Annotated in this window: 20 protein-coding genes; 11 read left to right on the forward strand and 9 right to left on the reverse strand. The window is 72.4% G+C overall.

Annotation, left to right across the window (positions count from 1 at the left end; all coding sequences use genetic code 11):
• Positions 1–281: 281 nt before the first annotated feature.
• On the reverse strand, positions 282–1,304 hold the full coding sequence (locus ACZ43N_RS08710; RefSeq protein WP_468096015.1) for a rhomboid family intramembrane serine protease: 1,023 nt from the start codon (positions 1,302–1,304) through the stop codon (positions 282–284).
• Between the two features lie 202 nt (positions 1,305–1,506).
• Between ACZ43N_RS08710 and ACZ43N_RS08715 the strand changes: the two genes are divergently transcribed.
• Positions 1,507–2,211 (forward strand): VWA domain-containing protein, encoded by a 705-nt coding sequence (locus ACZ43N_RS08715; protein ID WP_468096017.1) that lies wholly within the window; start codon positions 1,507–1,509, stop codon positions 2,209–2,211.
• Here the strand turns inward: ACZ43N_RS08715 and ACZ43N_RS08720 are convergent.
• Positions 2,186–3,157: an acyl-CoA dehydrogenase family protein gene (locus ACZ43N_RS08720; protein ID WP_468096018.1), complete on the reverse strand. Its 972-nt coding sequence runs from the start codon at positions 3,155–3,157 to the stop codon at positions 2,186–2,188. The two genes, ACZ43N_RS08715 and ACZ43N_RS08720, sit on opposite strands and share 26 nt — an antisense overlap.
• The gene (locus tag ACZ43N_RS08725; RefSeq protein WP_468096019.1) at positions 3,157–4,296 is read right to left on the reverse strand and encodes an acyl-CoA dehydrogenase family protein; all 1,140 of its coding nucleotides are present in this window, start codon (positions 4,294–4,296) and stop codon (positions 3,157–3,159) included. Before ACZ43N_RS08725 ends, ACZ43N_RS08720 begins: the two co-directional genes overlap by 1 nt.
• 67 nt (positions 4,297–4,363) lie before the next feature.
• Between ACZ43N_RS08725 and ACZ43N_RS08730 the strand changes: the two genes are divergently transcribed.
• From ACZ43N_RS08730 to ACZ43N_RS08740, 3 genes are read left to right on the forward strand one after another with little or no spacing between them, the layout of a single operon-like run.
• Positions 4,364–5,152, forward strand: a complete 789-nt coding sequence (locus tag ACZ43N_RS08730) for an SDR family oxidoreductase (protein ID WP_468096020.1) — start codon at positions 4,364–4,366, stop codon at positions 5,150–5,152.
• A gap of 14 nt (positions 5,153–5,166) precedes the next feature.
• On the forward strand, positions 5,167–5,781 hold the full coding sequence (locus tag ACZ43N_RS08735; protein ID WP_468096021.1) for a TetR/AcrR family transcriptional regulator: 615 nt from the start codon (positions 5,167–5,169) through the stop codon (positions 5,779–5,781).
• A gap of 34 nt (positions 5,782–5,815) precedes the next feature.
• Positions 5,816–6,973 (forward strand): acetyl-CoA C-acetyltransferase, encoded by a 1,158-nt coding sequence (locus tag ACZ43N_RS08740; RefSeq protein WP_468096022.1) that lies wholly within the window; start codon positions 5,816–5,818, stop codon positions 6,971–6,973.
• Positions 6,974–6,991: 18 nt separating this feature from the next.
• Here the strand turns inward: ACZ43N_RS08740 and ACZ43N_RS08745 are convergent, their stop codons facing one another.
• The 4 genes from ACZ43N_RS08745 to ACZ43N_RS08760 all read right to left on the reverse strand — a co-directional run bounded on the left by ACZ43N_RS08745 (position 6,992) and on the right by ACZ43N_RS08760 (position 10,617).
• Entirely contained in the window at positions 6,992–8,050 is a 1,059-nt protein-coding gene (locus ACZ43N_RS08745; RefSeq protein WP_468096024.1) for an NAD(P)H-dependent flavin oxidoreductase, read from the reverse strand.
• Complete coding sequence (locus ACZ43N_RS08750) at positions 8,050–8,781, reverse strand: CoA-transferase subunit beta (RefSeq protein ID WP_468096025.1); 732 nt, start codon at positions 8,779–8,781, stop codon at positions 8,050–8,052. The genes ACZ43N_RS08745 and ACZ43N_RS08750 overlap by 1 nt, the downstream gene beginning before the upstream one ends.
• 236 nt (positions 8,782–9,017) lie before the next feature.
• A complete protein-coding gene (locus ACZ43N_RS08755) occupies positions 9,018–9,866 on the reverse strand; it encodes a CoA transferase subunit A (protein WP_468096026.1) in 849 nt (282 codons plus the stop codon).
• Entirely contained in the window at positions 9,859–10,617 is a 759-nt protein-coding gene (locus ACZ43N_RS08760; RefSeq protein WP_468096027.1) for an enoyl-CoA hydratase family protein, read from the reverse strand. Before ACZ43N_RS08760 ends, ACZ43N_RS08755 begins: the two co-directional genes overlap by 8 nt.
• 53 nt (positions 10,618–10,670) lie before the next feature.
• On the opposite strand from ACZ43N_RS08760, the gene ACZ43N_RS08765 reads away from it, so the two are divergent.
• The 5 genes from ACZ43N_RS08765 (at position 10,671) to ACZ43N_RS08785 (ending at position 16,097) form a co-directional block, all read left to right on the forward strand.
• A complete protein-coding gene (locus ACZ43N_RS08765; protein ID WP_468096029.1) occupies positions 10,671–11,525 on the forward strand; it encodes an SDR family oxidoreductase in 855 nt (284 codons plus the stop codon).
• Entirely contained in the window at positions 11,522–12,436 is a 915-nt protein-coding gene (locus tag ACZ43N_RS08770; RefSeq protein ID WP_468096030.1) for an SDR family oxidoreductase, read from the forward strand. Before ACZ43N_RS08765 ends, ACZ43N_RS08770 begins: the two co-directional genes overlap by 4 nt.
• Positions 12,437–12,569: 133 nt before the next feature.
• Positions 12,570–12,956, forward strand: coding sequence for a hypothetical protein (locus ACZ43N_RS08775; RefSeq protein ID WP_468096031.1), 387 nt, complete (start codon positions 12,570–12,572; stop codon positions 12,954–12,956).
• A gap of 316 nt (positions 12,957–13,272) precedes the next feature.
• Positions 13,273–15,189: a stealth family protein gene (locus tag ACZ43N_RS08780; protein ID WP_468096032.1), complete on the forward strand. Its 1,917-nt coding sequence runs from the start codon at positions 13,273–13,275 to the stop codon at positions 15,187–15,189.
• Positions 15,108–16,097 (forward strand): FkbM family methyltransferase, encoded by a 990-nt coding sequence (locus ACZ43N_RS08785; protein WP_468096034.1) that lies wholly within the window; start codon positions 15,108–15,110, stop codon positions 16,095–16,097. The genes ACZ43N_RS08780 and ACZ43N_RS08785 overlap by 82 nt, the downstream gene beginning before the upstream one ends.
• A gap of 19 nt (positions 16,098–16,116) precedes the next feature.
• Here the strand turns inward: ACZ43N_RS08785 and ACZ43N_RS08790 are convergent, their stop codons facing one another.
• Positions 16,117–16,725 carry a chorismate mutase gene (locus ACZ43N_RS08790; RefSeq protein WP_468096036.1) on the reverse strand — a complete coding sequence of 203 codons (609 nt, stop codon included), beginning with the start codon at positions 16,723–16,725 and terminating at the stop codon, positions 16,117–16,119.
• Between the two features lie 114 nt (positions 16,726–16,839).
• Positions 16,840–17,751, reverse strand: a complete 912-nt coding sequence (locus ACZ43N_RS08795; RefSeq protein ID WP_468096037.1) for a hypothetical protein — start codon at positions 17,749–17,751, stop codon at positions 16,840–16,842.
• A gap of 117 nt (positions 17,752–17,868) precedes the next feature.
• Between ACZ43N_RS08795 and ACZ43N_RS08800 the strand changes: the two genes are divergently transcribed.
• Together ACZ43N_RS08800 and ACZ43N_RS08805 are read left to right on the forward strand one after the other, a co-directional pair.
• Complete coding sequence (locus ACZ43N_RS08800; protein WP_468096038.1) at positions 17,869–18,264, forward strand: chorismate mutase; 396 nt, start codon at positions 17,869–17,871, stop codon at positions 18,262–18,264.
• Between the two features lie 140 nt (positions 18,265–18,404).
• Positions 18,405–18,944 (forward strand): response regulator, encoded by a 540-nt coding sequence (locus ACZ43N_RS08805; protein WP_468096040.1) that lies wholly within the window; start codon positions 18,405–18,407, stop codon positions 18,942–18,944.
• Positions 18,945–18,950 lie beyond the last annotated feature (6 nt).

Consider the following 18,950-nt stretch of genomic DNA (forward strand, 5'->3'; position numbering starts at 1 on the left):
CCAGGAGCGAGACGTCCTTCTGCGCGCAGGTCAGCGGGGCGAACCTCTCCTTGAGCTGAGGGTCCTTGGCGAGGAATGGTGTCGCCGTCACTCCGATCGGCAGTGCCCGTCGTCGCCCTGGGAAATCACCCTGCACACCACGCCCGCGACCCCCGAGAACTTCCTCGCCGACCGCGCTGATCAGCGACATGATTCCCGAAGTGCCCAGAGTGCGGGCCGGGTTGGGACAGCCGGACGGCTGTGGTGGGGCGCGGACGCGGTGAGGCGGAGAGCCTTCGTGCTCAGCCCGTCATCGCCGCGACCTTCCCCACCGCCGGCACCAGCAGGAGTGCGAGGACCACCGCGCAGGTGCCCGCCTGCACCAGCACCCGGCGGCGGTCGCGCGGGGCGTAGGCGTAGCCGAGGGCGATGAGGCCGCCGGTGAGGAGGCCGCCGAGGTGGCTCTGCCAGGAGGTGACGACCGCCGAGATCACCAGCCAGACCAGCAGGCCCGCCATGAAGCGGTTGATGCCGCTGGGGTCGGCGCCGAGGCGTCGGGCGAGGACGTAGTACGCGGTGCAGACACCGAAGATCGCGCCGGAGGCGCCGACGGTGGTGGCGTCAGGGGCGAGGAGCAGGACGAACACCGAACCGCCGAGGGCCGACAGGAGGTAGAGGGCGAGGTAGCGGGCGCGGCCCAGCTGGGCCTCCACGATCCGGCCGACGTTCCACAGCGTGACCATGTTCATCACGATGTGGAGGATGCCGAAGGTGCCCTCGGTCGGCGGGAGGTGCAGGAACGCTCCGGTCAGGAGGCGGTACCACTCGCCGTCGATGACGCCCTCGGGGTGGAAGCCGGACGGGTAGACGTCCTGCCAGACGTAGTGGAGGCCGTCGGAGCCGGCGAGCCCTCTGCCCAGCATCGCGAAGTCGTCCACCACCGAGGGGCGGACCAGTTCGGCCACGTAGGCCAGGACGTTGAGGGCGATGAGGACATACGTCACCAGCGGCACCGTCGAGATCCGGCCGCCGAAGGCGGTGCGGGCCCGGCGGACCGTCCGGGCGCCCTCCTTCACGCACTCGGGGCACTGGTGGCCCACGGCCGCCTCGCGCATGCAGTCCGGGCAGATGAAGCGGTCGCAGCGGGTGCAGCGGACGTACGACTCGACCTTCGGGTGGCGGTAGCACGTGGTGACCGCGGGCTCCGCGGCGGTCGCGGCGGCCGGGGAGTCCGGCGGCTCGGGGGAGGACTGGGGCGGCTGGGCGGACTCGGGCGCCCCGGGGGACTCGGGCGACTGCGGGGACTCGGACGGCTGGGGTTCCACGGCCGGCTCCTTGCGGGTGCGGACGGATGACGAGCCGGTGAGGACGGCGGCGAACAAAATAGCGAACGATCAGGGGTGAGGAGTGACGGGGAGGCGTACGGGGGTGCGGTCGGGGGGTGAGCGCGGGTGATCCCGTCACCGGGGACCCCGCTGACGCTCCAGCCTCGGGGGCCCGTCGACCCAGTACGCCAGGAGGGCCCGTATGCCCGCGATCAGCCTCAGCAAGGTGCGGGAGACCGCTCCCGCGCTCGTGGACCTCTACAAGGCCGCCGGGGTCTCCCTCGACAAGCACGGGCTGCGCGGGCAGCGCGCCGCCGTGTACCTCGTGGTCGACCACAGCGGCTCCATGCGGCCGTACTACCAGGACGACAGCGTGCAGGCCCTCGCCGACCGGGTGCTCGGGCTGTCCGCGCAGCTCGACGACGACGGGAACGTTCCGGTCGTCTTCTTCTCCACCGGGATCGACGCGGCGTCGCCACCCATCTGCACCTCTCCATCCACGCGATCACCTGGTTCGTACGCATCGCCTTCCTCGTGGTGCCCGTCGTCGCCTTCGTCGTCACCCGGCGCATCTGCATGGGCCTGCAACGCCGCGACCGGGACAAGGTGCTCCACGGCCGTGAGACCGGCGTCATCAAGCGGCTCCCGCACGGGGAGTACGTCGAGGTCCGTCGAGGTCCACGAACCGCTCACCCGGGCGCAGCTGTTCACGCTCACCCAGCACGAGCAGCCCCCGCCGTACGAGACCGGGCCGCTCGTCGACGCGAACGGCGTCCGGCGGCGCGTCGGACCGGTGGACCGGCTGCGCGCCCGGTTCGCCCGCGCCATGTTCGGCACCGGCACCCACATCCCGAAACCGACCCCTGAGGAGTACCGGCAGCTCACCGGCGGCGACCACCACCGCTGAGCACCGTCTCCCGGCAGGCGTCCGGCGAACCCCATGCCGTGCGCAGCGCACGGGCCTTGGTCAGCCACAGCGACAGGTCGTACTCCGCGGTGTAGCCGATCGCGCCGTGCGACTGGAGCGCCGTGCGCGCGATCCGGTACGCCGCCTCGCAGGCCATGACCTTGGCGGCGGCCACGTCCGCCGGGTCCATGGTGACCGCCGCGCCGAACACCAGGGGGCGCGCGAACTCCAGTGCCACCTTGGCGTCGGCCAGCCGGTGCTTCACCGCCTGGAACGAGCCGACGGGCACACCGAACTGGGTGCGCTGCCCGACATACGTCACCGTCCGGTCCAGGAGTGCGAGTCCCACGCCCAGGGCCTGGGCGGCCACCGCCAGCCGGGCCCACAGGACCGCTCGGGCGACGTGCGGTTCCCCGGCGAGGAGTTCACCCCCGGGGGAGAGGGGGGCAAGGCGGCGGGCCGGGTCCAGGGACGGGCGGAGCGGGCCATGGCCGGGGGAGAGCCTGAGTTCGGCACCGCTCAGGGACAGACGGGTCGCCGCCGCGTCCCCGTCCAGCGCGTACGTCGCCCCCGGCGGCGCGACCGTGGCCATCGCCTCCCCGGACACCAGCGCCGGGAGCAGCCGCTTCGCCGGGCCCGGGTCGTCCAGTCCGGCGAGGAGCACCGTGGCCGCCACCGTCTCCACGAGCGGGCCCGGTACCGCGTGCCGCCCCAACTCCACGAACGCGACGACGAGTTCCACGGGCAGGGGGCCCACCCCCTCGTACGTCTCCGGCGCCGCCAGCGCGAACACACCTGCCCGGGCGATCCGCGCCCACAGCGCCCGCCCGGCCGCGTGCTCCCCACGGCTCCAGGCCCGTACGACCGCCGGGGTGTCCGCGGCCGTCAGCATCGCGTCCAGCGACGCGGCGAACGCCCGCTGCTCGGCGTCGAGGAGGAAACGCATCAGCGGCGCCCCCTCGGCAGCCCCAGCAGGCGTTCGGCGATGATGTCCCGCTGGATCTCGTTGGTGCCGGCGTAGATGGGGCCGGCGAGGGAGAAGACGTACCCCTCCGACCAGTCGGTGTCCGCGAACTCGCCTTCCTCACCGAGCAGTTCCAGCGCCGTCTCATGCAGTGCGATGTCGTACTCCGACCAGAACACCTTGTTGAGGCTGGACTCGGGGCCGAGAGTCTCGCCGTCGAGGAAGCGGGAGGCGCTCGCCCAGGTGAACAGCTCGTAGGCGCGTGCGCCGATCAGGGCGTCGGCCACACGGCCGCGGGTGGCCGACGGGCACTCCCGGGCGAGCCACAGGTCGCGCAACCGGTGCGCGGAGGCGAGGAAGCGGCCGGGGGAGCGGAGCGTCAGCCCGCGTTCGTTGCCGGCCGTCGACATCGCGATCCGCCAGCCCTGGCCGGGCTCGCCGATCACGTCCTCGTCGGGCACGAACACATCGTCCAGGAACAGCTCCGCGAAGGCCGGCTTGCCGTCGAGGCGGCCGATCGGGCGGACCGTCACACCGGGCGCGCGCAGGTCGAACATGAAGTAGGTCAGCCCCTGGTGGGGTTTCGGGGTGCCCGGCTCGCTGCGGAACAGACCGAACGCGCGATCCGCGAAGGCCGCGCGCGACGACCACGTCTTCTGCCCGCTGAGCAGCCAGCCCCCCTCCACGCGCACCGCCCGGGAGGTCAGCGAGGCCAGATCCGAACCGGCCTCCGGCTCCGACCACGCCTGCGCCCACACCACCTCACCGGAGGCCATCGGCGGCAGCACCCGGGCCCGCTGCTCCTCGGTGCCGTGGTCGAACAGGGTCGGCGCCAGGAGGTTGACGCCGTTCTGGCCGACCCTTCCGGGGGCGCCCGCCGCGTAGTACTCCTCCTCGAAGATGAGCCAGCGCGGCAGACTCGCGTCGCGGCCCCCGTACACGGCCGGCCAGCTCACCACCGACCAGCGGCCGGCGGCCAGTTCGGCCTCCCAGGCGCGGTGGGCGGCGAAGCCCTCCTCGGTCTCCAGGGTGGGGAGGGGCTCGGGAGGGACGTGGGCGCGCAGCCAGGCGCGGGCCTCGGCGCGGAACGCCTCGTCGGCGGGGGAATGAGCGAGGTCCACGGGTCACCTCTCTCCGGGCAAGCACCCAACCTTCCCTAACAAGTGTTTGGTAGGTTAGCGTGCCCTCATGACGAACGTCGAGCCCGCGACCTACGTCCCCGGCCACGGCCTCCTCCACGGCCGCACCGCCGTCATCACCGCGGCGGCCGGCGCGGGCATCGGCGGGGCGACCGCGCGACGCTTCCTGGAGGAGGGCGCACGTGTGCTGATCAGCGACGCGCACACCCGCCGGCTCAAGGAGTACGAGGCCGAGCTGGCGGGCGAGTTCGGCGCCGACGCGGTCGCGGCGACGGCCTGCGACGTGACCGACGAGGACCAGGTGCGCGCGCTGTTCGACACAGGCGTCCGGCTGCACGGACGGCTCGACGTCGTCGTCAACAACGCGGGCCTCGGCGGCACCTCGGACCTCGTCGACATGACGGACGAGCAGTGGTCGAAGGTGCTGGACGTGACCCTGAACGGCACCTTCCGCTGCACACGCGCTGCCCTGCGGCGCATGCGGGAGACCGGTGGCGGCGTGATCGTCAACAATGCCTCCGTCGTCGGCTGGCGCGCCCAGGCCGGCCAGGCGCACTACGCGGCGGCGAAGGCGGGCGTGATGGCGCTGACCCGGTGCGCGGCGGTCGAGGCGGCCGGGTACGGGGTGCGGGTCAACGCCGTGGCGCCCAGCCTCGCCATGCACCCGCACCTGGTGAAGGTGACCACACCCGAACTGCTCGCGGAGCTGACCGAGCGGGAGGCCTTCGGCCGGTACGCCGAACCCTGGGAGGTGGCCAACGTGATCGTGTTCCTCGCGTCCGGCTACTCCTCGTACCTGACGGGCGAGGTCGTGTCCGTCAGCAACCAGCACCCTTGAGGACAATGAACAGCGTGCCGACCAAGAAGAAGCCCCAGGTGACCGCCGCGCCCGCCCGTCGTCGTGAACTCCTCGACAGGGCGGCCGAGGTCTTCGCCGAGCAGGGGTACAACGCGACCACCGTGCGCAGGATCGCGGACGACGCGGGCATGCTCGCGGGCAGCCTCTACTACTACTTCGACTCCAAGGACGCGATGCTCGAGGAGATCCTGCGGACCTTCCTCGACGAGCTCTGGGAGCAGTACGACGCGGTGCTGGCCGCCAGGCTGGGGCCCAGGGAGACCTTCCGGTCCCTGGTCACCGAGTCGTTCCTCGCCATCGACCGGCACCGCGCGGCCGTCGAGATCTACCAGAACGAGGCGAAGCAGCTGATCGTGCAGGAACGCCGGTTCGGGTTCCTGGAGGTGTCGCAGCGCAAGTTCGAGACGACCTGGCTGTCCACGCTGGAGCGCGGGGTCGCCGAGGGGGAGTTCCGGGCCGACCTCGACACGAGGGTCACCTACCGGTTCGTGCGCGACACCGTGTGGGTCGCCGCGTCCTGGTACCGGCCCGGCGGGCAGTACAGCCCGGAGCAGATCGCCCGGCAGTACCTGTCGATGGTGCTGGACGGGATCGCCGTACGTACCTGACCACCAACTCAAGCCCAGAGTCCGGGGAGTCGCCATGGCCGAGGCCTATATCGTCGAAGCGGTCCGTACGCCCGTCGGGCGGCGCGGGGGAGGGCTCGGCGGGGTGCACCCGGCCGACCTCGGCGCGCAGGTGCTCAAGGCGCTCGTCGCGCGCGCGGGCGTGGACCCGGCCGCCGTCGAGGACGTCGTCTTCGGGTGCCTGGACACCGTGGGGCCGCAGGCCGGTGACATCGCCCGCACCAGCTGGCTGGCCGCCGGGCTGCCCGAGGAGGTGCCGGGCACCACCGTCGACCGGCAGTGCGGCTCCTCCCAGCAGGCCGTGCACTTCGCCGCCCAGGCCGTCCTGTCCGGCACCCAGGACCTCGTCGTCGCCGGCGGCGTCCAGAACATGACGATGGTCCCCATCGCCTTCGCCTCCCGCCAGGCCGCCGTGCCCCTCGGCCTCACCGAGGGCCCGTTCGCCGGCAGCGAGGGCTGGCGCGCCCGGTACGGGGACCGGCCCGTCAACCAGTTCGCCGGCGCCGAGATGATCGCCGCCAAGTGGGGCATCACCCGCCGCGACCAGGAGGAGTACGCGCTGCGGTCCCACCGGCGGGCGGTACGCGCCGTCGACGAGGGCCGTTTCGACCGGGAGACCGTGCCGTACGGTGACGTGACCGTCGACGAGGGGCCGCGCCGGGACACCTCCCTGGAGAAGATGGCCGCGCTGAAGCCCGTCATCGACGGCGGCACCGTCACCGCCGCCTGCTCCTCCCAGGTCTCCGACGGCGCCGCCGCGCTGCTGATCGCCTCCGAGCGGGCCGTCGAGGAACACGGGCTCACCCCGCGCGCCCGCGTCCACCACCTGTCCGTGCGCGGCGAGGACCCCATCCGGATGCTCACCGCGCCGATACCGGCGACCGCGTACGCCCTGAAGAAGACCGGCCTCTCCCTCGACGCCATCGACCTCGTCGAGATCAACGAGGCCTTCGCGCCCGTCGTCCTCGCCTGGCTCAAGGAGACGGGCGCCGACCCGGAGAAGGTCAACGTCAACGGCGGCGCCATCGCCCTCGGACATCCGCTGGGCGCGACGGGCGCCAAGCTCATGACCACCCTCCTGCACGAACTGGAGCGCACGGGCGGCCGCTACGGACTCCAGACCATGTGCGAGGGCGGCGGGCAGGCGAACGTGACGATCATCGAGCGTCTGTGAGGCACTCCGGGCCGCCACTCACCGGTGGCCCCCGAGGTGCCCCAATGCCGTCAGTACCTCCTCCGCCTCCTTCATGACCCGGTCCACCAGTTCCGCGCACGACGGCAGGTCGTCGATCACCCCGGCGACCTGGCCGGAGGCCATGACGGCGAAGTCCGTGCGGCCGTCGACCATCGCGGACCTCAGCAGCATCGGGGTGTTGGCGGCGAGGAGGACCTGGCTCCAGGTGAGGTCCTTGCCGTGTCTCATCGCGAGCCCGTCCCGGATCATGCGGCGCCAGGTGAGCCCCGAGACCCGCCGGAAACCGGCCGCGTGACGCACGGCGTGCAGCAGGGCGCGGGCGCGGCCGGACCTCTCCAGGGCGTCGACGAACTCGCTGCGGAGCATGCGGTGCGGCAGCCCGTCCACGGCCCTGGTGACGGTGACGTCCTTGACCGTCGCCGCGAGATAGCGGGCCTTGACCGCGTCGGGCACCGTCGAGTCCGAGGTCAGCAGGAACCGGGTGCCCATCGCGACGCCGGCCGCGCCGAACGCGAGCGCGGCGACCAGTCCCCGGCCGTCGTGGAAGCCGCCGGCGGCGACGACGGGAATGCCGACGGCGTCCACCACCTGCGGCAGGAGCACGGACGTCGCCACGTCGCCGGTGTGCCCGCCGCCCTCCCCGCCCTGCACCACCACCGCGTCCGCACCCCATGCCGCCACCTTCTCGGCGTGCCGCCGGGCCCCGACCGAGGGCATGACCACCACACCCGCGTCCTTCAGCTCGGCGATCAGCTCCCTGTTCGGCGCGAGCGCGAAAGACGCCACCCGGACGCCCTCCTCGACGATGATCCGCACCCGGTCCCGGGCGTCCCCGGCGTCGGCCCGCAGATTGACCCCGAACGGCGCGTCGGTGCGGGACTTCACCTCCCGTACGGCGTCCCGGAGCCGGTCCGGGCTCATGGTCGCGGACGCCAGGACACCGAGGGCTCCCGCCTCGGCAGTGGCGGACACCAGGCGGGGGCCGGCCACCCAGCCCATCCCGGTCTGCACGATCGGATGGCGGACGCCCACGAGCCGGGTGAGGGCGGTGTCCATCACCCCTGGACCTCCCGTGCACGGACGTTCCCCGGGTCGAGCACCTCACGGATCAACCGCAGCTCCTCCGCCGACGGGTCCCGTGTGTACGGCACCTCCCCCGGTACGGCCAGCGCGAACCCGGTGGCCTCTTCGACCTGCTCGACCGTGACCCCCGGGTGCAGCGACGCCAGCCGCATCGAGCGGTCCGGGGTCGCGAAGTCGAACACCCCGAGGTCGGACACGACGCGGGGGAGCCGGTGGAAGCGGGCGGTCGAGGGATGCCCGGCGGCCCGGTCGTACCCCACCCCGCACACCATGTCGACCTTCTCCACGAACACCCGCCGGGAGTGCCGCGGCACCCAGTAACTGGTCGCGTTGTTCAGGGTGTTCACCGGCGCTCCCCGCACCCCGAGGAGCTGGCGCCGCGGCCGTGCCCAGTCGCCGACGCAGGAGATGTTCTGGTTGCCGTACCGGTCGATCTGGCTCGCGCCCATCATCACGTGCCGTCGGCCGCCGGTGACCAGAGCCAGGTGCTGCCGGTAGGGCAGCCACCCCTCGACGGTGCCGTCCAGGCCCACGAGGAGCGCCTCGCCGTCGGTGAGCAGCAGCTCCGGCGCGAACGTCCGCTTGGCGAGCCGCGCGCCCAGCGACGGGATCAGGCCCATCGGGCTCGCCAGGATCTCCCCGGCCCCGCGCCAGGCCTCGGCGCACGCGATCACGCAGTACTCGGCGCGGGTGGCTCCGCTCACGCCCCCACCGGTCGGGCTCTCTCGGCTCGCGCCCCCACCGGTCGGGCTCTCTCGGCTCGCGCCCCCACCGGTCGGGCTCTCTCGGCTCACGCCCCCACCGGTCGGGCTCTCTCGGCTCACGCCCCCACCGGTCGGGCTCTCTCGGCTCACGCCCCCACCGGTCGGGCCCTCTCGGCTCACGCCCCCACCGGTCGGGCTCTCTCGGCTCACGCCCTCTCCGCTCACGGCCCCTCCTGTCATGTCCCCTCCTGGCGCCAGGCCCGCACGGCCGCCTGGTAGGCGTGTTCGTCGCCGGTGAGGAACCGCCCGGCGAACTCCGGCCACGCCGTGCCCGCGTACTGCTTCTGGAAGGGCTCGTCCCGCCCGTAGTCCGGCGCGCAGGACGTGAAGTGCGCCCCGTTCGGCGCCTCCACCACACCCGTCACCACATGCCGTTTGATCAGCAGTGACTGCGGCGGCGCCTCCTTGGTCAGCTCCGCCGTGTCCACGATCCGCTCGCACGAGACGTACGCGGTGTCGGCCGCCTCGCAGAACAGGTCGTCGAAGTAGGGGTCCGGGCCGAGATACTGACCGTTGCCGAGCCGGTCGGCCCGGTTGACGTGCACGAACGCCGCGTCCATGCGCAGGGCGGGCATCGCGACGAAGGTCTCCCCGTCGCCGTAGGGCGAGGTGACGGTCCGTAAGGAGGGGTTGACCCGCATCACGTCCGAGCCGATGCCCGCCCGCACCGGCAGGAAGGGCAGACGGTTCGCCGCGGCGTGCAGCCCCCACATGAACATCGCCTCGTCGACCTCCATCAGTTCGAACGCCCCCCGTTCGCGCGCCGCGCGGAAGTGCGGCTCCAAGGGGATCGAATCGAGGGTGGCGAACGCGGCGACCAGTTTCCGGATCCGTCCGGCGGCGGCGAGCATCCCCACGTCCGGGCCGCCGTACGACACGACGGTGAGATCGGTGATCTCCGTACGGAGCAGCGCTCGCAGCAGGGCCATCGGCTTGCGCCGGGAGCCCCAGCCGCCGAAGCCCAGGGTCATCCCGCTCTCCAGCCGCGCGACGGCCTCCTGGGCGGTCATGGTCTTGTCACTCATCCGCGCCCTCCTTCCCGGCCCTGCCGAACGTGCCGCGGAGCTCGTCGGCGACCCCGCTGAGGTTCGCCTCGAAGGTGAAGCCCTGCTCGAAGCGGTAGCTGCGCCGTACGTCGACGGGGTCGATGCCGTTGATGGCGGCCTTGGCCAGACGGATCAGCCGCCCGTCCTTCGCGGCGATCTCCGCCGCCAGTTCCAGCGCGGCCGCACGCAGTCCGGCCCGCGGCACCACCCGCCACACCGAGCCGTGCGCCCGCAGCTCGGCAGCGGTCGCCGTGCGCGAGGTGTAGTACAGCGCCCGCATCAGGTGCTGCGGCACCAGCCGCGCCAGATGCGTCGCCGCCCCGAGCGCCCCACGGTCCAGCTCGGGCAGCCCGAACGTCGCGTCCTCGCTCGCCACGATCGCGTCCGCGTTCCCGGCCAGCCCGATCCCGCCGCCCAGGCAGAAGCCCTGCACCGCCGCCACCACGGGCACCTCGCACTCGTACACCGCCGCGAAGGCCTCCGCGCAGCCCTGGTTGGCGCCGAGTAGCGCGCTCCGCCCCGCCGCCTGGATCTCCTTGATGTCGACGCCCGCGTTGAACCCGCGCCCCTGAGCCGCGAGCACCACACACCCGACCGCCGGATCACGCCCCGCCGCGCGCACCGCGTCGGCCAGCTCGAACCACCCCCGCACCGGCAGGGCGTTCACCGGCGGGAAATCGACCGTGACGAGAACCGTCCCCTTTTCCGGGGACGAGGTGGAGACACCCATGGGAGCATCAGCTACCTTCCACCTAACGTTTGTTTGGTGGAAGGTAGCAGCGGATGGAGCTCAACGGGAAGCTCGCCGTCGTCACCGGCGGCACACGCGGCGTCGGCGCCGGCCTCGCCCGCGCCTTCGCCGAAGCGGGCGCCGACGTCGTGATCTGCGCCCGCCGTCCACCCGAAACACCGCTCAGGGGCACCGAGTTCATGTCGGTGGACGTACGGGACCCGGACGCCGTCCAGGCCCTCTTCGACGGCCTGCCCCGCCTCGACGTCCTCGTCAACAACGCGGGCGGCACGCCCTACCGGCCGCTCACCGGCACCGACGCCCGCCGCCATGCCCGCGTCATCGACCTCAACCTCACCGCCCCCCTGACCGTCTCCCTCGCCGCCCACCCGCACCTGAGGCGTTCGCGGGGTTCGATCGTGATGATCGGCAGCGTCAGCGGCAGCCGCCCCTCGCCCGGCTCCGCCGCGTACGGCGCCGCCAAGGCCGGCCTGGAACACCTCGCCCGCTCCATGGCGGTGGAGTGGGCCCCGGACATCCGCGTCAACACCCTCGTCCTCGGCATGGTCCGCACGGAGCTCTCCCACCTCCACTACGGCGACGAGCACGGCGTCGCGGCCGTCGCCCGCACGGTCCCCCTCGGCCGTCTCGCCGAACCCTCCGACGTCGGGGAGGCGGCCGTCTTCCTCGCCTCCGACGCGGCGGCGTACATCACCGGGGCCTCACTGCTGGTCCACGGCGGCGGAGAACGCCCCGCGTTCCTCGCCGCGGCCACGGCGGACCGGCCCCCCACGGACGGCACCGGTCGCCGGGACACCGGGGACGGCACCGGTCGCCGGGACACCGGGGACGACACCGGCCGAGGCACCCCCGACGACAGCAACGGCACCCGAGGAGGCGGACGATGAGCGGACGGCGACTGTGCGAGGGGCGCGTGGTGATCGTGACCGGCGCGGGGCGCGGACTGGGCCGCGCACACGCCCTCGCGTACGCCGCGGAGGGCGCACGGGTCGTCGTCAACGACCTAGGCGTGGGACTGGACGGCACCGCGGGCCCAGACAGCCCCGCCGCCCGGGTCGTCGACGAGATCCGAGCGGCCGGAGGGGAGGCGATCGCCCACGGCGGGGACGTCGCCACGAGCGACGGTGCCGCCTCCGTGGTCCGCACCGCGCTGGACGCGTACGGCCGCCTCGACACCCTGGTCAACAACGCCGGCTTCCTGCGCGACCGCATGCTCGTCAATCTCGGCGAGGACGACTGGGACGCCGTCCTCCGGGTCCATCTCAAGGGCCATTTCCTCCCCCTGAAGCACGCCGCCCTGCACTGGCGCGCCGAGGCCAAGGGGGGCCGCCCGCCCCTGGCACGCGTCATCAACACGAGCAGCGGCGCCGGCCTCCTGGGCTCCGTCGGCCAGGGCAACTACAGCGCGGCCAAGGCCGGCATCGTCGGCCTCACCCTCGTCGCGGCGGCGGAACTGAGCCGCTACGGCGTCCTCGTGAACGCCATCGCCCCCGCGGCACGCACCAGGATGACCGAGCGGGTCTTCGCCGACAGCATGGCCGCCCCCGGCACGGGCTTCGACGCGATGGCCCCGGAGAACGTCTCCCCCCTGGTGGTCTGGCTGGGCTCCGCCGCCAGCACCGGAGTCACCGGCCGCGTGTTCGAGACGGAGGGCGGCCGCATCACGGTCATGGAGGGCTGGCACCCCGGCCCCACAGCCACCCGCCCCTCCCGCTGGACCCCGAGGGAGGCAGGCGAGGCGACCTTGAAACTGCTGGCGGAGGCGGAGCGGCCGGGACGGGTGTACGGCGCCGAGTAGCCCTGCCGGGCTCCGGTGACCGCCCCACGGCGAGCCCTCAGGCAGAGGGCCTCCACCGGAAGCGCCGCCAAGAAGCGGGAAGAAGCCGCGACGAAGTGCCGCGACAGATGATCCTTGCCCCATGGAGCGAGTCATGGATCTCGACGAAGTCGCCGCCGGGGTTCTTGCCCGCCGGCCCGCCTGGCAGGCGGCAGGTCTGGTCATCGCACCCGTGACCTGGCGCGACGCCGCCGCTCCCTGGCCGCAGCGGCTGGAGACGGACAGGTCCCAGGTGAGCGATCCCGACTCGATCGGCATCCACCTGCGCAGCGCGTCCGAGGCCGAACTCCACGTCGTCCTGTACCGCGGCGGGTGGGCCGACGTCGACTACCTCGTGAGCCTCGACGACGCCGGTGTCATCCCGGCCCCGGCAATGAGGTCCGCCGAGGCATTCGAGACCCTGCTCGACACCTGGGTGGCCCGCGTCTTCGGATTCCGCGGCCCGGCCGACCAGGGCGAGGTCCCCGACGCCGTCCGGTGACCGGTCGAGCCGGACCAGGCCGGACGACCGGGCGGGCCGGAGCCGGGCGTACCAGGGGGAAGCGGGCCTGGGCGAACCGGCGGCCGGGGCTTGGTCCACCCGAGTGTCCAGCGGGGCCGCGACGGAGTACGGCCGCGCGGAACACCGCGACCCTGAACGGCGGGCCGAGCCCCGGGCGACCGCGTCTCTCGTCCGCCGGCCGGCCTGCCGCAGGAGACCGACACCGTAGGGCAATCGGGCTGTTTTCGCTCATATCCGATATTCACCCGGCGGGCAAGTGCATAGAAACCTGGACGACACAGACCAGGGGTGTGCCATGACCGTCGACGTCCCGGCGCAGGCCGATCCGATCCGCGCCGCGCAGCTTCAGGCCCAACCACTGTCGCTGATGCTCCGGACCTACCGGAGGCTGGTGCCCCTGCCGTTGCGCAGGGCCGTGCGGGCACGGTTCGGTGCGCAGCGGTGGGAACTGCTGCGGCAGCGGCTGGAACGACCGGCGGTCCTGGCGCGCCGGGCACGGCACCGTCTGCTGTGCGCGCGCCTGAAGCGCCTGGGACTGCTGCGGGACGGCGAACGGGTGCCCGTAGAGACCGCCGGAGGGACCCGTATCGCCCTGCTGCACGACGGCGTGACACCCCTGCTGGCCAGGGAGCACAATCTGCGCCTGGTGCTGAGCACGCTGGAGAAGGCGGGCGTGGAGCACTTCGTCGTACGCAACGCCGCCAGCACCTCCTCCGCCGTCGGGATCAGCTCCGAGGACCGGGCCGCAGTCGAGAACGCACTGATCGCCATGGGCGCCCACGTGCCGGCGTACCTCACACGGACGGGCGGATCGGAGCGGGCCAGGGACCGGCGCGCCGAACCGGTCGGCTCCCGGCGATCCTGGCAGCGGGCCGCCGGCCGGCGGGTCATCCGCGTCTTCTGCTACCTGGCCGACACCACCGCCCCCCGCATGGTGCTGGGCGCGGGCTACGGCTGCGACATCGAGGTCTGGCGACCGTCCGAGGAGGGCGCCGAACTCGTGGCGCCGCGCCCCAACCGTACGTGCGAGCGCGTGTGCCGGGAGGCGCCCGCCGTCGAGATGCCGGGCCGCCGCTTCACCCGTCTCGCGTCCGAGCACACCCGGCCGCAGCCCCTCACCGTACGCACCCGGCGCGAGTTCGCCGAGCCGGTGCCCGACGACATCCACTTCCCCGTCGACGCCGTGTACACCTGGGTCGACGGCTCCGATCCCGCATGGCAGCGGCGGCGCGCGACGGTCGTGGGGGAGCCGTACCACCCGCAGGCCGCCAACGCGGCCCGCTTCCTCAGCCGCGACGAACTGCGCTACTCGCTGCGCTCACTGCACATGTACGCCCCCTGGATCCGGCACGTGTACCTCGTCACCGACCAGCAGGTGCCCGCATGGCTGGACACCGCGCATCCCGGGATCACGGTCGTCGACCACCGGGAGATCTTCACCGACCCCACGGCGCTGCCGACGTTCAACTCCCACGCCATCGAGAGCCAACTGCACCACATCGAGGGCCTCGCCGAGCACTTCCTCTACTTCAACGACGACGTCTTCCTCGGACGCCCCACGGTGCCGCAGCACTTCTTCCTGGCCAACGGCATCAGCAAGTTCTTCCTCTCGAAGGCACTGCTGCCACCTGTGGGAAACGCGGGCGCGGACGACGTACCGGTCTCCGCCGCCGCACTCACCAACCGCCGGCTCCTGCAAGCACGCTTCGGCAGCAGCATCGTCCAGAAGATGAAGCACACGCCGTGCGCGCTGCGCCGCAGCGTGCTCACGGAGATCGAAGAGGTCTTCGCGGAGGACCACAAGCGCACCGCCTCCCACGCCTTCCGCAGCCCGGACGACATCTCGATCACCAACTCGCTGCACCACTACTACGCGTTCCACACCGGCCGGGCCGTACCCGGCAGCATCCGCTACGACTACGTCGACATCTCCAGACCCGGCATCGCCCCACGGCTGTGCCGACTGCTGACCGCCAGATCGAATGTCGCCTTCTGCCTGAACGACACCGTGACCTGCGACGGCGAGAGCCACGACAACGCGGCACTCGTGCAGGCCTTTCTGGACGGCTACTTCCCCACCCCCAGCCCCTTCGAGCTCCGGCCCGACCACACGGAAGCGCTCTGTCTGCCATGCCCCTCGCCATCAGGCTCCCGCACCATCCCGGCGTCATCGAGGCCGACGGCCCCTATCCACGCGCGCTCAACGTCCTGAGCCGCAAGCAGACCGCCGTACAGCGGCAGCTGCGCCGATCCGGCCTCGCCGGGTACGAGCCCGTGACCCAGGCGACGCTGATGGCCCTGGCCGGGCAGGCACCGCCCGGCAGCGCCGTGTACGACGTCGGCGCGCACATCGGGCTCTACGCGGCACTGATCGACGCGGTGTACGGCCGCCGGCTGACGGTGCACGCCTTCGAACCGACCCCGGACACGGCACGCGTCTGCGGCGACATCCGCCGCCACAACGGCCTCCGCTTCGAGCTGATCACCTCGGCGGTATCCGACACGCCGGGCACCGCCGAGCTCTGCCTGTCCCTGAAGGGAGAATCCTCCAACTCCCTCAACGCCGCGCACCGCAGGCACACCGAGACGGTGACCGTGCCCGTCACCACCCTGGACGTGTTCACCGAGCAACGGTCCCTCCACCCCCACCTCATCAAGATCGACGTGGAGACACTGGAGGGCCAGGTCCTGGCCGGCGCGCTCCGGACGGCGCGCCGGCACCGGCCCTGGATCGTGCTGGAGATCCTGCCCGGCTCCGACCACGACACCCTGGGCCGCGCGCTGGACGCGTTCACCGAGCTGGGATACGGACTGCATCTCCTCCAGCCGGAGAGCCCATGGCCCGGCAGAACCCGCGGCGACTACCGCACCCACGTGGGCAGCCAGTGCCGCGACTGGCTGCTCACACCCGCCCCGCTCACCTACGACTTCCACCACGCGGTACGCACCTGGCTCAGGGCCATCCTGGCCTGCGACGAACGCACCAACCTGATCGTCCCCGCCGGCACCCCGTTCCCCCGCGGCTGGAACGCCCCGTATCCGTCCACACCGGTGGGCGAGGCCCACGACCGCGCCCTGGGGAACCAGCCGAGGCCGGGCCGGGTTCCGGCGAGGATCTGACGCGCAGACCACAACCGCCTCACGGCCCTGCGCACACCGAGGGCAACGCCCGCTCCAGCCCCCTCAGATGCAGCACGTCCAGCCGATGGCCGTACGCCGACCAGGCAGCCGCGCCGTACAGCCGCGGCTCGCACGACGGCGAGGTACGCACGCCCTCGGTCGCCACCAGCGCGCTGAGCAACCGGGTGGTGATGCGGTCGAGCGCCGGCCGGACCTCCTTGTCGAGGTCCGGCCGCCGGGTGGGCCGCTCCTCGGGATGCGCGTCCCAGCGGGCGTACAGTCCCCGCTGCACCAGCTTGTTCGCCTCGATCTGGTCCCGGAAGACGGCGACCACCACGTCAGGATCCAGGCCGAGCCCGACGGCCCGGGCGGCGACGTCATCGAGGATCCTCTGCTCGCGCGCGGGGTCGTCGATCGGCCGGTCGGTGCCGTACTTGGCGGCGGCCACCTGGTCGGCGATCAACAGTCGCTCGGCGAACAGGTCCGTCAACGAGGTCAGTCCCCGAGCGGCAGAAGGCGCGGACGCCGGAGGCCGCGGCTGGGCGACGGCGGGTACGACGGCGGAACCGGACAGCAGCAGCGCGGCAAAAGCGGCGACCACCACGGACCGCGTGCGTCGGATTCTCACAGGGCGGGTCCTCTCCATGGGGGGTGTGATCAACCTACAAGGGCCACGCGAAAGCCCTCACGCACACCCGGGACCCCACCGAACCCGCCCCAACCCCTCACCCACCCCCACAACCTACGTGTCGCACTCCAGCACCGTCCGGCACAACCCGCACCGGGCCCGCACCCGCCCCCGGACCGGCACCCGGATCCGCTGATGACACGTCGGACAGGGAAACGACACCCGCAACCCCCCGCTCCCCCCACCCCTCACCTCCTCAGGCGAGAAGACGTACGACACCCCCCGCTCCACCCCGGCCGGCCGCGGATCCCGCGCCCGGCGCCGGTCCCGCGCATACCGGCGCCGCCCCGCCCACCCCGCCGCGGACAACGGCGGCTGCTCCTCGTCCAGCCGCGCCCGCACCCGGCCCTGCGTGTACGCCGTGTACGCCTGCGCACTGGTGAACCACACCGACGGGTCCTCCCCGAAGACCCGCGCCCGCTTGGCCAGCACGTACCCGAACTCCTCCGGCGTCAGATACCCCAGCTTCTGCGACGACGCCCCGTCCTCCCGGTACGCGTCCAGCAGCAGCCAGCCCGCCCCCAGATACGTCGCCGCCGTGTCCGTGAGGATCTCGTTCTCACGGACACCCGGGAACGACAACCCCAGACGGTGCAGACAGACGTGCATCACCTCATGCGCGAGGGCCGCGCCGATGTCCCGCCGATGCGTGCGGAAGCGGTCGTTCAGCTCGACGAAGTACTCGGGCCCGGCGGCCAGTTCGACGTTCGCCGCATGCGTCATCTCCCGAAAGCCGACGATCAGCCGGGCATCCGGCAGCCGATAGTGCCGCACCAGCTCACGGGCCACCCGCTGGGCGCCCAGATGCAGATCATCGGTGTCGCAGAACGCCACGTCGACAGGGGCGACACTGGTGTCGAACGCGTGAATAGTGTCGTACGACAGCCGCCTGTACAGCGCGGTGATCGACGCCCGCACGATCTCCAGATGCGGGTAGCCGTGCTCGACCGGTCCGCCGTTCGCCACGTCCGCACCCCCAAAGACGCCTCGACACGTTCCACTCTAAGACGACGCGCGCGGGTGCCCGCGGGGCCGCCGGGAGCGGCGTGAGACCGCCGGCCGGCCCGACGTAGGGTGACGACCATGACCACCAGCGACACCAACGAGGCGAACAGCGGAGCGCCGGCCGGAGAGGTCGACGCCGAGGTGCGGGCGGAACTCACCCGGCTGCGGGACAGCATCGACAACATCGACGCCGCCGTCGTCCACATGCTCGCCGAACGCTTCAAGTGCACCCAGCGGGTCGGCCACCTCAAGGCCGCGCACCAGCTGCCCGCAGCCGACCCGGCCCGCGAAGCCCAGCAGATCAACCGGCTGCGCGGCCTCGCCGAAAGCGCCAAACTCGACCCGGCGTTCGCCGAGAAGCTCCTGAACTTCATCATCGCCGAGGTCATCCGGCACCACGAACGCATCGCCGACGACGCCCTGAACGGCGCGACCGGCGCACCCGGCGCCGGCACCGGCGCGGGACAGCGGTGACCGCGGGGGAGTGACATCGCCGCCCCCAGCGGGCATCCTGCGTGAGCACTCTTCGTCAGACACTGGCGACACGCAGTGAGAAACTCGGATCAAGGCGCCGCCGACCGCGCGCCGCAGACCCGAGCGAGGGGACACGGGCCATGCCGTCGGAAGCCAAGATCCTCATCGTGGACGACCACGAGGACACGCTCTACGCCCTGGAGAGCGCCCTGGCCCCGCTGGGCTACCACCTGACCCGCGCCACCAGCGGCGACGCGGCGCTCAAGGAGGTCCTGCGCGGCCAGGTCGGCCTGCTCCTCCTCGACGTACGCATGCCCGGCGTCAGCGGCCTCGACGTCGTCCGCTACATGCGCGGAGTCGAACAGACCCAGCACATCCCCGTCATCCTCCTCACCGGCTTCGGCCCCGACGCCGAACTCACCACCGCCGCCTTCCGCCTCGGCGTCGCCGACCTCGTCATGAAGCCCATCGACCCCTGGGCCCTGCGCACCAAGGTCCGCTACCTGTTCGACGCCCACGAACGCTCCCACGCCCTGGCCCGCGAGGTCCGCGAACTGCGCGCCCGCCTGAAGGACCACCAGGACCACGAGGACCGCAAACACCACGACACCGGCCGTCTCCCCGCCCAACGGGAGCGCACGGACCACGACACGCGGAACAGCGCCGGCGACCGGGCATAGCCCGCA

The organism is Streptomyces sp. NPDC030814 (assembly GCF_055572155.1).